At 70.8% G+C, this 13,183-nt stretch carries 14 protein-coding genes; 11 read left to right on the top strand and 3 right to left on the bottom strand.

All coding sequences use genetic code 11. The annotated features are described in order from the left end of the window. The 5 genes from ITI46_RS29335 to ITI46_RS29310 form a co-directional block, all read left to right on the top strand. Nucleotides 1–353, top strand: a 353-nt coding sequence (locus ITI46_RS29335; protein WP_209242947.1) for an acyl-CoA carboxylase biotin carboxyl carrier protein subunit, incomplete at its 5' end; no start/stop codon positions are given. Beyond that, nucleotides 350–1,525 carry an acyl-CoA dehydrogenase family protein gene (locus tag ITI46_RS29330; RefSeq protein ID WP_209242946.1) on the top strand — a complete coding sequence of 392 codons (1,176 nt, stop codon included), beginning with the start codon at nucleotides 350–352 and terminating at the stop codon, nucleotides 1,523–1,525. The genes ITI46_RS29335 and ITI46_RS29330, both read left to right, overlap by 4 nt. Further along, nucleotides 1,525–2,511: an enoyl-CoA hydratase-related protein gene (locus tag ITI46_RS35190; RefSeq protein ID WP_247746779.1), complete on the top strand. Its 987-nt coding sequence runs from the start codon at nucleotides 1,525–1,527 to the stop codon at nucleotides 2,509–2,511. Before ITI46_RS29330 ends, ITI46_RS35190 begins: the two co-directional genes overlap by 1 nt. Next, nucleotides 2,481–3,128 (top strand): TetR/AcrR family transcriptional regulator, encoded by a 648-nt coding sequence (locus ITI46_RS29315; RefSeq protein ID WP_247746778.1) that lies wholly within the window; start codon nucleotides 2,481–2,483, stop codon nucleotides 3,126–3,128. The genes ITI46_RS35190 and ITI46_RS29315 overlap by 31 nt, the downstream gene beginning before the upstream one ends. 172 nt (nucleotides 3,129–3,300) lie before the next feature. Beyond that, entirely contained in the window at nucleotides 3,301–4,830 is a 1,530-nt protein-coding gene (locus ITI46_RS29310) for a sodium:solute symporter family protein (RefSeq protein ID WP_209242945.1), read from the top strand. Nucleotides 4,831–4,841: 11 nt separating this feature from the next. Here ITI46_RS29310 and ITI46_RS29305 read toward each other — a convergent pair whose 3' ends face one another. Beyond that, nucleotides 4,842–5,300, bottom strand: a complete 459-nt coding sequence (locus ITI46_RS29305) for an ATP-binding protein (RefSeq protein ID WP_209242944.1) — start codon at nucleotides 5,298–5,300, stop codon at nucleotides 4,842–4,844. Nucleotides 5,301–5,476: 176 nt separating this feature from the next. On the opposite strand from ITI46_RS29305, the gene ITI46_RS29300 reads away from it, so the two are divergent. The 3 genes from ITI46_RS29300 (at nucleotide 5,477) to ITI46_RS29290 (ending at nucleotide 6,949) form a co-directional block, all read left to right on the top strand. Beyond that, a complete protein-coding gene (locus ITI46_RS29300; protein ID WP_209242943.1) occupies nucleotides 5,477–6,382 on the top strand; it encodes a helix-turn-helix domain-containing protein in 906 nt (301 codons plus the stop codon). Further along, nucleotides 6,379–6,582, top strand: a complete 204-nt coding sequence (locus ITI46_RS29295; RefSeq protein WP_209242942.1) for a DUF397 domain-containing protein — start codon at nucleotides 6,379–6,381, stop codon at nucleotides 6,580–6,582. The genes ITI46_RS29300 and ITI46_RS29295 overlap by 4 nt, the downstream gene beginning before the upstream one ends. Nucleotides 6,583–6,703: 121 nt before the next feature. Continuing rightward, nucleotides 6,704–6,949 carry a hypothetical protein gene (locus ITI46_RS29290; RefSeq protein WP_209242941.1) on the top strand — a complete coding sequence of 82 codons (246 nt, stop codon included), beginning with the start codon at nucleotides 6,704–6,706 and terminating at the stop codon, nucleotides 6,947–6,949. Between the two features lie 52 nt (nucleotides 6,950–7,001). On the opposite strand, the gene ITI46_RS29285 is transcribed toward ITI46_RS29290, so the two are convergent. Further along, complete coding sequence (locus ITI46_RS29285; protein ID WP_209242940.1) at nucleotides 7,002–8,093, bottom strand: citrate synthase 2; 1,092 nt, start codon at nucleotides 8,091–8,093, stop codon at nucleotides 7,002–7,004. A 550-nt stretch (nucleotides 8,094–8,643) separates the two neighbouring features. On the opposite strand from ITI46_RS29285, the gene pdxH reads away from it, so the two are divergent. Then, a complete protein-coding gene (gene pdxH, locus ITI46_RS29280; RefSeq protein ID WP_209242949.1) occupies nucleotides 8,644–9,267 on the top strand; it encodes a pyridoxamine 5'-phosphate oxidase in 624 nt (207 codons plus the stop codon). Nucleotides 9,268–9,608: 341 nt separating this feature from the next. Then, nucleotides 9,609–11,255 carry a PAS domain-containing protein gene (locus tag ITI46_RS29275; protein ID WP_209242939.1) on the top strand — a complete coding sequence of 549 codons (1,647 nt, stop codon included), beginning with the start codon at nucleotides 9,609–9,611 and terminating at the stop codon, nucleotides 11,253–11,255. Between the two features lie 13 nt (nucleotides 11,256–11,268). Here the strand turns inward: ITI46_RS29275 and ITI46_RS29270 are convergent, their stop codons facing one another. Then, on the bottom strand, nucleotides 11,269–12,108 hold the full coding sequence (locus ITI46_RS29270) for an SIS domain-containing protein (protein WP_247746777.1): 840 nt from the start codon (nucleotides 12,106–12,108) through the stop codon (nucleotides 11,269–11,271). A 177-nt stretch (nucleotides 12,109–12,285) separates the two neighbouring features. Between ITI46_RS29270 and ITI46_RS29265 the strand changes: the two genes are divergently transcribed. Beyond that, a complete protein-coding gene (locus ITI46_RS29265) occupies nucleotides 12,286–12,981 on the top strand; it encodes an iron-dependent transcriptional repressor DtxR (RefSeq protein ID WP_209242938.1) in 696 nt (231 codons plus the stop codon). The last annotated feature ends 202 nt before the right edge of the window (nucleotides 12,982–13,183 follow it).

Genomic DNA, 13,183 nt, shown 5'->3' with positions numbered 1-13,183 from the left:
GGGGCCACGGGGGCCAGGTCTACGGGGCCCAGGTCCACGGCGACCGGGTCTTCGCCGGGCGCCATGGCTTCACGGCCCGGCCCCGGCTCGCGGAGCCCGAGGCCGCCGCCGCGCCCGGATCGCTGCTCGCCCCGATGCCGGGCACGGTGGTGCGGGTGGCGGAGGGCATCGCGGAGGGGGCCGAAGTGGTCGCGGGCCAGCCCTTGTTGTGGCTGGAGGCGATGAAGATGGAGCACCGCGTGGCGGCCCCAGCGGACGGGAGGGTCGCCGCCTTGCACGTCGTCGTGGGACAGCAGGTCGAAGTCGGCGCCGTTCTTGCGGTCGTCACCCCAACCGGAAGGGGAGAGGAATGACAGCCCTCATCGAGACCGGCGAAACCGACGAACACAAAGAACTGCGCGCATCGGTGGCCGCCCTCGGCAGCCGCTACGGCCGTGAATACTTCGCGGAGGTGGTGCGCGAGGGCAAGCACACGGACGCACTGTGGGCCGAAGCCGCACAGCTCGGCTATCTCGGCGTCAACCTCCCCGCCGAGTACGGAGGCGGCGGCTGCGGCATCCAGGAACTCTCCATCGTGCTGGAGGAACTCGGCGCCGCCGGCTGTCCCCTCCTCATGCTGGTGGTCTCGCCCGCGATCTGCGGTACGGTCATAGCCCGCTTCGGCACCACGGAGCAGCAGCGCGCCTGGCTCCCCGGGCTTGCGGACGGCACCCGCAAGATGGCGTTCGGCATCACGGAGCCCGACGCCGGCTCCAACTCGCACCGGATCACCACCACGGCCCGCCGCGACGCCGCCACCGGGGATTGGCTGCTGACCGGCCGCAAGGTCTTCATCTCGGGCGTCGACATCGCGGACGCGACCTTGATCGTGGGCCGCACGGAGGACGCCCGTACGGGCAGACTGAAGCCCTGCCTGTTCATCGTCCCCCGCGAAGCACGCGGCTTCTCGCGCAACCCGATCGACATGGAGATCAGCGCCCCCGAGAAGCAGTTCGAGCTCGTACTGGACGAGGTACGCCTGCCCGCCGACGCGCTGGTCGGCGACGAGGACGCGGGGCTGCTCCAGCTCTTCGCCGGGCTCAACCCGGAACGCATCATGACGGCCGCGTTCGCCCTCGGCATGGCGCGCCACGCGATCGGCCGGGCCACGGACTACGCCCGTACCCGGCAGGTGTGGCAGGAACCCATCGGCACCCACCAGGCCATCGCGCACCCGCTCGCGCAGGCCCACATCGAGGTGGAGTGCGCGCGGCTGATGACGCAGAAGGCGGCTCTGCTGTACGACGCGGGGGACGACACCGGAGCCGGTGAGGCGGCGAACATGGCCAAATACGCGGCGGCCGAGGCGTGCGTGCGGGCTGTCGACCAGTCGGTGCACACGCTGGGCGGCAACGGGCTCACCCGCGAATACGGGCTCGCGGCGCTGATCACCGCGTCACGGGTGGCCCGCATCGCCCCGGTGAGCCGGGAGATGATCCTCAACTACGTCTCCCACCAGACCCTCGGCCTCCCGAAGTCCTACTGATGCTCACCACCCGGACCGAGCACGCCATCCGCACCCTCACCCTCGACTCCCCCCACAACCGCAACGCCCTCTCCGCACAACTGGTCGCCGAGCTGTACGAGGAGCTTGCGCGGTCCGAGGCGGACAGTGACGTACGGGCGGTCCTCCTCACCCACACGGGCAACACGTTCTGCGCGGGGGCGGATTTGAGTGGGATGAGCGGGATGAGCGCTGATCAGGAGGCTGCCCCTGCCCGACGTCCGCAGGCTGCGGGCGCGTGGTCCTTGCTGGGGGCACCTCCCGGCCGGAGGCTGGGGGAGCAGTTCCCCGCGCCCCTGACGGGGCTCGTCTCCCTGCTGCGCTTGGGCAGTCTGCTCCCCCAAGCTCTTCGAGCAGGGGGTACCCCCAGGCGCAGGGTGGGCAAGCGCAGCCCTCTTGCGGGGCAAGCAAAAGGCACCGAGCAAGCCTTGGCCCTCGCAGAATTGCTACGCCGCATCGTCGCCTTCCCCAAACCAGTCGTCGCCAAAGTCACGGGCCACGTCCGGGCGGGCGGCACCGGACTGCTGGCGGCGTGCGACATCTCCATCGCGGGACCCGCCGCAACGTTCGCGTTCACGGAGGCCCGCATCGGCGTCGCCCCGGCGGTCATCTCGATGCCGGTGCTGCCGCGCACGGACCCCCGCGCGATGGCGCGCTACTACCTCACCGGCGAGCGCTTCGGCCCCGAGGAGGCGGCCCGGATCGGGCTGGTGACGCTGGCCGCCGACGACCCCGACGAGGCACTGGTCCCCGTGCTCGACGGCCTGCGCCGAAGCTCCCCGCAGGGGCTCGCGGAGTCGAAGCGGCTGGTCACCAGGGAGGTGCTGGCGGCGTTCGACCGCGACACGGGTACCCTCGCTGACCTGTCGGCGCGGCTGTTCGCGTCGGAAGAGGCCCGCGAGGGCATGACGGCCTTCCTCGAACGACGGGAGCCCTCATGGGCAGTGCGGCAGGCGCCCGGGCGGTGAACCCGCGGACGGGCGGCGAGCGGACGGCAGGCAGCACCCGCGGTGCGGCGCCCAAGCAGGACCGCAGCAGGGCCACCCGGCAACGCCTGCTGCAGTCGGCGGTGACGTGCCTGGCCGAGCACGGCTGGTCGGGCAGCACCGTCACGGTGGTCGCCGAGCACGCGGGCGTCTCACGCGGCGCCGCCCAGCACCACTTCCCCACCCGCGAGGACCTGTTCACGGCGGCGGTCGAATACGTGGCGGAGGAGCGCTCACGCGCCCTGCGCGAGCTGCCGACGCCCGCCTCCGCACGGGCCGCCGTCGAGACACTGGTCGGCCTGTACACCGGTCCGCTCTTCCGCGCCGCCCTGCACCTGTGGGTCGCGGCGTCCAACGAGCCGCAGCTGGGCCCGCGGGTGACCGCGCTGGAGGCCCGTATCGGACGGGAGACGCACCGGATGGCGGTCGAACTGCTGGGCGTCGACGAGCGCCGGCCCGGCGTCCGGGAGACCGTGCAGGGGCTGCTGGACATGGCGCGCGGGCTCGGCCTCGCCAATCTGCTGACCGACGACAGCGCGCGCCGCGAGCGGGTCGTGGCGCAGTGGGCCCGGCTGCTGGAGAACGCCCTGCACGGCTGAGTCGCCAACATGTATGTGAACTGACGGACCACAGCTGCGCGTTCCCTCCACAGTCCGCCCTTGTCCGCAGTCTTGACGCTCCCATAGGCCACTCCTAGGGTGACGCTCGTTCAGCGATCTGGCACGTGTTCATGCACATGAATCATTGGGCGAACCGAACCAGGGAGCCGCCATGTCCGGACTGGACTGGGGAGTTGTCGGCGCGTACTTCTTCGTGATGCTGGCGATCGGCCTGTACGCGACCCGCCGGGTCGACAACGTCGCGGACTTCTTCACCGCGCGCGGCCGTATCCCCTGGTGGCTGTCGGGGATCTCGCACCACATGTCCGGCTACAGCGCCATCATGTTCGTCACCTTCGCCGCCGTCGCCTACGACTACGGCGTCACCGTCTACTTCTGGTGGCCGCTGACCATCGGGATCGGCGTCGGCATCGGGGCCTTCCTCTTCGCGCCCCGCTGGAACCGGCTCCGTGCCAAGCACGGCGTCAACTCGCCGCTGGAATATCTGGCCGTCCGCTACAACCTGCCCACCCAGCAGGTGCTCGCCTACAGCGGCGCCGCGCTCAAGGTCGTGGACATCGCCGCCAAGTGGGTCGCCATCGCCGTCCTGTTGCAGGGCTTCGCCGACATCCCTCTGGCCTGGGGCATCACCCTCACCGGCGTCTGCACCATGATCTACATGGCCTTCGGCGGGCTGTGGGCCGATGTCCTCACCGACTTCGGCCAGTTCATCATCCAGTTCGCCGCGGGCATCGCCATGCTGGTGGCCGTCATGGCACACCTGGACGGTCTCGCCACGCTGTGGACGATGTGGGGCGACCTGCCGTCCGGCCACAGCGACCCGGTGGCAGGACCCGTCACCACCACGCTGATCCTCGCCTTCCTCCTCGTCAAAACCTTCGAGTACAACGGCGGCATGTGGAACCTCGCCCAGCGCTACATGGCCGCGCCCTCCGGCTCCCGGGCGAAGAAGTCCGCACTGCTCTCCAGCGCGCTGTGGCTGATCTGGCCGCTGATCCTCTTCATCCCGATGATCGCCGCGCCGCTGATCGTGCCCGGCGTCGAGAACGGCGAGGAGTCCTACATCAAGCTCGCCCAGGAACTGCTGCCCGGCGGCATGATCGGGCTGCTGCTGGCCGGCTTCTTCTCCCACACCATGGCCATGGTCGCCTCGGACTCCAACGTCATCACCGCCGTCATCACCCGCGACCTCGCCCCCGTGCTGGTGCGCCGCGTACGCACCTTCGGCGAACGCGGCCAGCTGTTGTTCGCACGCATCACCACGGTCGCGTTCGTCACCCTCAGCATGGGCTTCGCCCTCTTCTCCGACCCCGACGGCTTCATCATGACGGTCGTCGTCAGCATCGTCGCCGCCACCATGGGCCCCATCTCCATCCCCCTGATGCTCGGCCTCCTCCCCTGGTTCAAACTCCACGGCTCCCTCGCCGCCATCACCTCCTGGGCCGGCGGCATCGCCGTCTGGTCGATCCTCTACTGGGGTGTGGAGGACGCCACCCAGGCCATGACCGTCGGCCTCCCCCTCCTCACCTCGCTCGTCCTGTACGTCACCATCGGCTTCCTCCGCCCAGTGGAGACGACCGCGGGCAATGCCCTCGTCGACTCCCTCGCCGACGACCCCCAAGCAGAGGCCCAGCCAACCACCCCGGACGCCCCCACCCTTCCCCCACTGGAACTCCGCTAGCCGCTCGCCGTTCACGCGGGAAGGTTCAGTTCGGCCCAAAGGGTCTTGGTGACCGCGTCATTCATCCGTACTCCCCAGCGATCCGCCACGGCGTCCACCAGCAGCAGTCCGCGCCCGGACTCCTCCTCGTCACCCGGCAGCCGTGGTGTACCCGGCGGCAGGGGCTTGTCCGCGCGGGCGTCGGTGACCTCCACCCGGAGCACCCCCTCGCGCAGATCCAGGTGCAGCCGGAAGTCCCGGCCGATGTTGCCGCAGTGCCGTACGGCGTTCGCCGCGAGCTCCGCCACGATCAGCGCCGCGCTGTGCGAGGCGGCGCTGCGGTACGGGAGCGCACGCTCGTCCAGCCACTGGGTCGCGAGCAGCCGCGCGAGCCGTGCGCCGCGCCGGGTGGAACTGAGCTGCACCACAAACGTGCCCACCACCGCCCGGGGTGGCTCGGGCCGGCGGATTTCCCGGATTTCCGTATTCATAGCGTGACTGTCCCGCTACCCGAATACTGTGACCAGGTCAGGAGCGCGTCCCTGGGCCATGCGTACGGCGACGCACGCCTCCTGCGCGGGGATGTACGGGCCGCACGCCGTGACCTGAGCACGGCGAACGGCGTTGAAGCGGAGCCCCATTGAGGGCGCACAAGGACGTGACGAGTATGACCAGCTCGAACGAGAACGGAGCGGCACCCGACCGCAAGAAGGACGGCCGCGCCGTCCCCTCGCCCCGTACGGCGGACACCGCCCGCCAGCGCAAACGCGAGGACGACCGCCCCGGCATCTGGGTCGGCTACGGCAAGCTGCTGGCCAAGTTCCGCAAAGAAGCGGGGTATACGCAGGAGGGGCTCGCCCCGATTCTTGGCTATTCGGCGGAACAGCTCGCCTCCGTCGAACAGGGCCGCCGTCCGGCCAAGGCTCCCCTCACGGAGGCCGCCGAACGGGCGCTGAACGCGGCCGGCGTCCTGGAAATCCTCCAGGAAGATGTGGACTTCGCCAAACTGCCGTCGTTCTTCCGCGACTTCGTGCTGTTGGAGATGGAGGCGGTCAGCCGGTTCGATTACGACCCGCTGCTGGTGCCCGGTCTGTTGCAAACGGAGGCGTACGCACGCGCCCTGTTCGAGGGGCACGTGCCCATGCTGGACGAGGACGCCATCGAGGACAGCCTGGACGCACGTCTGGCAAGGCAGAAGATCCTCACCAAGAGCCCGCTGGTGGACTTCTCCTTCGTGATCGGGGAGGCGGCGCTACGCCAGGAGCTGGGCGGGCCGGACACGATGAAGGAGCAGTACCGTCACCTGCTGGCCATGGGCAAGCTCCGCAACGTGGCAGTCCAGGTCGTGCCGATCGGTCGCGGCTTCCACACTGGCCTCAACGGCGGGTTCGTGCTCGTGGAGACCTCGGCGCACCAGCGGTACGGCTACTTCGAGGCGCAGGACATCGGCCATGTCGTCAGCGATTCCAAGCAGGTAAGCACATTTGACCTGCGGTATGGCAAGCTGCGATCACAGGCACTGAACGTCGAGAAGTCAGCTGTCTTCATCGAAGAGTTGGCAGGAGAGCGATGATGAACGAGCAGGCGGCAGCCCGGCTCCACGAGCTGCCGTGGTTCAAAAGCAGCTACAGCGGATCGGGGGGCGGCAACTGCGTCGAGGTCGCACAGGAGGTGGCTACCGTCCACGTCCGCGACTCCAAGGACCGGCGCGGCCCCGTCCTCTCCGTACCGTCCCACCAGTGGTCGGCCTTCATCGGGCTGTTGGCCAGGTAGAGCCCGAAAAGGCGCGCGGCAGTGTGAACTTTTGCGTGCGGGCCGGCATCGAACTCCCTGAAAGACGATCACTTGCACGTCGTTGGTCAGAGGGACGGCGTGCACGGACGAGAGGGAGAGCATGCGCAAGTTGAAGCGTGCAGCAGTTGTCGGTGCCGGTCTCCTGGCGTTCTCGGGAGTCGCGATCGGCGCGGCCCAGGCCGCTCCGGCGGTTCATCAGGGCCGGGACCTCGTGGTGCCCGGCAACTCCATCAAGGACTGCCAGGCGTTCGGCGACGCGCTGCAGAAGCCGGGGCTGATCGAGGGCTACGCCTGCATGGTGAACGGGGACGGCACGGTCTCGGTCACCCCGTACTACAAGGACTGACCGCCAGCGTCCCCGCCACCGCAGCAGGTGGCGGGGACGGCGCGTTTCGGGCTCAGCCCGCGTGCCCGTCCACCTCGCGGGGGTCGCGGGGGCCAGGTCCCACATAGCGGGCCGAAGGCCGCACCAGCCGTCCCGTGCGCTTCTGCTCGAGAACGTGGGCCGACCAGCCGGCGGTCCGCGCACACGTGAACATGGACGTGAACATGTGCGCCGGGACCTCGGCGAAGTCGAGGACGATGGCGGCCCAGAACTCGACGTTGGTCTCCAGTACCCGGTCGGGACGGCGGGCGCGCAGCTCGGCGAGGGCGGCCTTCTCCAGCGCCTCGGCGACCTCGAAGCGCGGGGCACCCAGTTCCTTGGCCGTACGCCGCAGTACGCGCGCTCGCGGGTCCTCGGCGCGGTAGACGCGGTGGCCGAAGCCCATCAGCCGCTCGCCGCGGTCCAGCTGGCGCTTCACATACGCCTCGGCGTCACCCGTGCGCTCGATCTCCTCGATCATGCCGAGGACGCGGGAGGGTGCACCGCCGTGCAGCGGGCCCGACATCGCGCCGACCGCCCCGGAGAGCGACGCCGCGACATCCGCGCCCGTGGAGGCGATGACGCGGGCCGTGAAGGTGGAGGCGTTCATGCCGTGCTCGGCGGCGGAGGTCCAGTAGGCGTCGACGGCGGCCACGTGCTTGGGGTCGGGCTCGCCGCGCCAGCGGCGCATGAAGCGCTCGACCACGGTGTCGGCCTTGTCGATCTCCTTCTGCGGCACCATCGGCAGCCCCTGGCCGCGTGCGGACTGCGCGACGTACGACAGGGCCATGACGGCGGCCCGGGCCAGGTCGTCCCTGGCGGTCTGCTCGTCGATGTCGAGCAGCGGTTTGAGGCCCCAGACGGGCGCGAGCATGGCGAGTGCCGACTGGACGTCGACCCGGATGTCCCCGGAGTGCACCGGGATGGGGAACGGCTCGGCGGGCGGCAGGCCGGGGTTGAAGCTGCCGTCCACGAGCAGTCCCCACACGCTCCCGAACGACACATTGCCGACCAGGTCCTCGATGTCCACGCCGCGGTAGCGGAGCGAGCCGCCTTCCTTGTCGGGTTCGGCGATCTCCGTCTCGAACGCGACGACACCCTCGAGTCCGGGTACGAAGTCGGACATCTGGCGGCTCCCTCGTAGAGCGCCGTCAAAGCTGCGCTGACGGCGGAACGACCTGCTGGCGTGGGCTGCGCTGGGCAGCTGGTCTGCTGTGCATGCCGCGGCACTGCCGCGCATGCCCGGTGTGTGAGTGCGGCGAACGGTTCCGCTGCCGGCTTCTCGCGGCTCACGGACCGGCCGTCACCTCGGTCATGCCCGCCCCGGTCGCTGGTCACGCTCTCCTGCCTGTGGCATGGAGCACGCTGTCGGGCGGAGCGGCAACGATAGCCCTTGGTGTCCGGCTGCCACAGCTCTCGGGGCAGGATTCTGGCGGTTCCGGCAGCTGCGCGGCAGGGTGAGATGAGGCACAGCGGCCGATTCCGGGCCCTCAGGTGTGCGGAGGGTGTCCACCGGGCAGACTGTCCGACCGCGGCCGGGGGCGATGCTGCAAGATAGCGGCGTGCCTCACGCTGATGACGTTGACGACGCTGCCGCAACCGACGCCACCGACACCACGGCCACAGCCGCCATGGCCGCCGACACCACGGCCTCGACCACTCTCGACCCCGCCGCGATGCGCGCCCACTACCGGGAGGAAGGACTCGGCGAGAGCGAGCTGGCTCCCGATCCGTTCGCCCAGTTCGCGCTCTGGTTCGCGCAGGCGACCGCCAGTGGGCTGCACGAGCCCAACGCCATGGTCTGTTCCACCGCCGACGAACGCGGCCGTCCCAGCTCCCGCACCGTATTGCTCAAGCGCTACGACGAGCGCGGCTTCGTCTTCTTCACCAACTACGGCTCCCGCAAGGGACGGGAGATCGAGGCGAACCCGTATGTCTCGCTGCTCTTCCCCTGGCACGGCATCGCCCGGCAGGTGATCATCTCCGGCACCGCTGAGCGCACAGGCCGCGACGAGACGGCCGCCTACTTCCGTACCCGCCCGCACGGCTCGCAGCTCGGCGCCTGGGCGAGCGAGCAGTCCTCACGGGTGGCCTCCAGGCAGGAGCTGGACCGGCTGTACGCACAGCTGGCGGAGCGCTATCCGGAGGGGGAGGACGTACCGGCGCCCGCCCAGTGGGGCGGCTACCGGGTGCGGCCCGAGACGGTCGAGTTCTGGCAGGGCCGCGAGAACCGGCTGCACGACCGTCTGCGGTACCGCCTCGCGGCGGGTGGCTGGGAGATCGAGCGGCTCTGTCCTTAGGCGCGGCTCCCGCCTGCCTGAAGAGGCTGCCGCACAGGAAACGGCCCGTGGGCGACTCCCTCCGCCTGGGAATGCTCCCAGGCGGACGGCGTCGGTCGGACGAGTCCGACGAGCCCACGGGCCGGGTGACTGCTGTGGATTGGCCGGCGAACCGGCGTCACGCTAGTGGCGTCGGCCTCAGGCCGCAGCCACCTCACACGTCCGGTGATTGATCATCAGCCGGATCACCTCCCTTCCTGTGTGCCCCACACCGTAAGCACGGCTCCGGAGAGCGGCAAACGAATTTCGGGGCGACAACGATTTCGGGGAACTCGCTGTGGGGTGCGTCACGTTCGAGTTGAATGATCCGTACACACGTCGTGGCGCTGAGCGACGGGCACGGCAACAGACGCGCACAGCATCAAGGGGGTGCCGAGGTGGCGGCTCGATCCGAGACTCACTCCGCGTCGTCCTCGGACGGCGACGGCGGGCCCGACGACGAACTCCTGCTCGCCGCACTGCTCGACGGCATGGACGCCGCGTTGTGCGCCTTCGACGCCGACGGTGTGGTCACTCACTGGAACCGCGAGGCCGAGCGGATGCTGGGCTGGACGCAGGAGGAGGCGGTCGGCCGCAAGGGGCTGGCGGGCTGGGCGGTGCGCCCCGCCGACGCAGAGGAGGTCGAAGGCCGGCTGTTCGACGCCATGCGTTCGCCGGGCCGCCAGGTCCACGAGTTCGCGCTGCTGACCAAGGACGGCGGCCGGGTGCTGGTGCGTATCCAGTCCTCGGGTGTCAGCAGCGCCGACGGCCGCCCCAAGGGCGTCTACTGCGCCTTCAGCGAAGTGCACGCACAGATCGACCTGGAGCGCTGCATCGCGCTGAGCGAGGCACTGCTGGAGGAGGCTTCCTGGGGCGTCGTCCTGGTCGACGCCGATCTGCGGCCCACCGTCGCCAACGCGTACGCGGCCCGCGCCTTCCGCGTCCCCGCCCGCGCCAGCATGCTCGGCCGCCCGCTGGGCGAGCTGCTGGAGCAGGGCATGGAGGAGCTGGAGGGCGCACTCCAGCACGTGCTCGGGGAGGGAGCGCCGCCCGCGCCCGCCGAGCTGTGGGTGACGCTGCGCCGGCAGAGCGACCGTACGACCGCGGGCCGCAGCGCCGCGGAGGCGAGCGGTGCAGCGCGGGCCGGAGCGGACCGCGCAGCGGCGGGTGCCGAGGGGGCCGGGGCCGAATCCGCGGCCGACTCCGCCGGTTCCGCCGACTCGGCGCGCCGCCGCTGCTGGCGCAGCGGCTTTCTGCGGCTCGCCTCGCCGCTGGCCGAGGAGCCCGTTCCGCTGGGAGTGGCCTGGCTCTTCCAGGACGTCACGGCGGAGAAGCTCGCCGAGCGGGAGGCCGCCAGGCTCCGCTTCCGCGCCGGTCAGCTGCACCGCGCGGCGCGCGCCGCCGCGGAGTGCGCCGACCCGATGGAGGCCGCCGGCCTCCACCTGGAGTTCGCCCTCGCCGGGTTCGCCGACCACGCGCTGCTGGACCTGGCGGTGGAGCCCGGCCCCGAGCCGTCCCGCACCAGGGACGCCTCGCTGGACGCGCTGCCGCCCCGCGACCCGCGGCTGGTGCGGGCCGCGCTGGCCCCCGCCGTCGAACGGGGCCGGCCGCCGTTCATCGAGCCGGGCACCGCCAGCGGCATCCCCGTCGCCTACGCGGAGGGCCATCCCGCACTGCAGGCGTACCAGCGCTGCACCTCCGTACGCGCCAGCAGCGGCGAACAGCGCGGGCCGGACGCCACGGAGTGGGCGCGGGCCCGCAAGTGGCCGCAGGGCACCGTGCACGGGCTGTGCACGGTGCTGCGCTGCCGGGGCCGCTCACTCGGCGTCGTCACCTTCCTCCGGGACGCGGGGCGCCGCCCCTTCGACCGGGAGGACGCGGACTACGCGGAGCAGATCGCCGCCCAGGTCGCGGCGGCGGCTGATCTGTCGGTCGCGCTGGGGGAGGCACTGGAGAAGGAGCAGCCGTGACCGGTCAGTGGCTTCAGCGATAGAAGATCCGGTCCGCGTACGCGTCCATGACGTGCGCGTTCCAGTCGTGCCCGCCGTCCACGTTCGCCGAGCGCAGCATCGGCGGCTCGACGCCCCGGCGGGCCAGTTCGACGGTCGCGGTGGCGACGATCCCCTGCATCACCGCGCTGGCCACCACCGTCGAGGCGGGCGCGAACGGGGCTCCGACGCCCTCGGCGGTCAGCTCGGCGTCGCCGACGGCGATACGGCTGTCGATGACGATGTCGCAGTGGTCCTTGAGGAAGGTGCCGGTGGTGTGCCGGGAGCTGGTCTGCTGCGCGTACGCGACCGAGGTGACGCCGATGACCTTCAGTCCGAGTTCCCGCGCGTGGAGGGCCAGCTCCACGGGGAGCGTGTTGCGGCCCGAGAGGGAGATGACGATCAGCGCGTCGCCCGCCCGCGCGGGACTGGAGTCGAGCGCGGCCGCCGCCAGTCCGGAGACCCGCTCCAGCGCGCTGCCCATCGTCGCCGGGCGGACGTCCACCCCGACGGCGCCGGGGACGTTGAGGAGGTTCATCACCGCGAGCCCGCCCGCCCGGTAGACGGTGTCCTGGGCCGGGAGGGAGGAGTGCCCGGCGCCGAAGGCGAAGATCCGGCCGCCCTCGCTGACCGTCTCCGCGAGCAGCTTGCCCGCCGCCTCGATCGCCGCCGCCTCGCCGTCCCTGACCTGCTCCAGCAGCGCGACGGCCGCGTCGAAGAATCCCTCGGCAGGCGTCTTCTCGGCTGTTTCCGCGTTCTCCGCCTTCTCCGCCTTCTCCGCCTTCGCCGCCGTCTCGGCCTGCTCGCCCATCGCGCCCTCTCGTTTCCGTTCCATACCGTCCGGTCGGTTCCGTTCCGTAGTACGGCGCTCACGGTGAGGTCTGGACCATTCCCCTGTCAACCGGTGGGCGCCCGCCGCCGATACCGGTTGACGGCCGGGACGGCGCGGTTGTCAGTGTGATGCGTCAGAATTGCTTGAGGGCCACCGCACGAGCTGACTAGGGGCTACGCAATGTCAGGACTCATCGACACCACGGAGATGTATCTCCGCACCATCCTGGAGCTTGAAGAGGAAGGTGTGGTCCCGATGCGTGCCCGCATCGCCGAGCGCCTGGACCAGAGCGGTCCGACGGTCAGCCAGACCGTGGCCCGGATGGAGCGGGACGGGCTGGTGACGGTCGCCGGGGACCGCCATCTGGAGCTGACGGAGGAGGGCAGGCAGCTGGCCACGCGCGTGATGCGCAAGCACCGGCTGGCCGAGTGTCTGCTGGTCGACGTCATCGGCCTGGAGTGGGAGCAGGTGCACGCGGAGGCGTGCCGCTGGGAGCACGTGATGAGCGAGGCGGTCGAGCGCCGCGTGCTCGACCTGCTGCGGCACCCCACCGAGTCGCCCTACGGCAACCCGATCCCGGGCCTGGAGGAGCTGGGCGAGAAGGCGGAGGCCGACCCGTTCCTGGACGACGGCCTGGTCAGCCTGAACGACGTGGAGACCGGCGGCGACGGCAAGACCGTCGTGGTCCGCAGGATCGGCGAGCCCATCCAGATGGACGCCCAGCTGATGTACACGCTGCGGCGTGCCGGTGTGCAGCCGGGCGCCGTCGTCAGCGTCAACGCGGGCTCCGCCGGCGGCGTCCAGGTGGGCAGCAGCGGCGAGGCCGCCGAACTCGGCACCGAAGTAGCCGCCCACGTCTTCGTCGCCAAACGCTGAAACACCCAAAGGGGCGCGGGGCTGCGTCTGATACGCGGCTCCGCCGCGCGGACGCGACCAGCCGGGGCGGGTGCGCCCCGAAGGGGCGCGGGGAACTGCGCGACGAGCCACAACGCTCCAGCAGTCGGGCACTCAGACAATCTCCTACGGCGCGGAGCCGCCGAAATGACGGGGCCCGGCGATCGAGAGGGGGCTCATACAG

The sequence above is a fragment of the Streptomyces oryzae genome, assembly GCF_017676365.1.
Lineage (GTDB): Bacteria > Actinomycetota > Actinomycetes > Streptomycetales > Streptomycetaceae > Streptomyces > Streptomyces oryzae.
The sequence above is the reverse complement of the archived record's forward strand: the minus strand, read 5'-3'. Positions and strand labels throughout refer to the sequence as shown.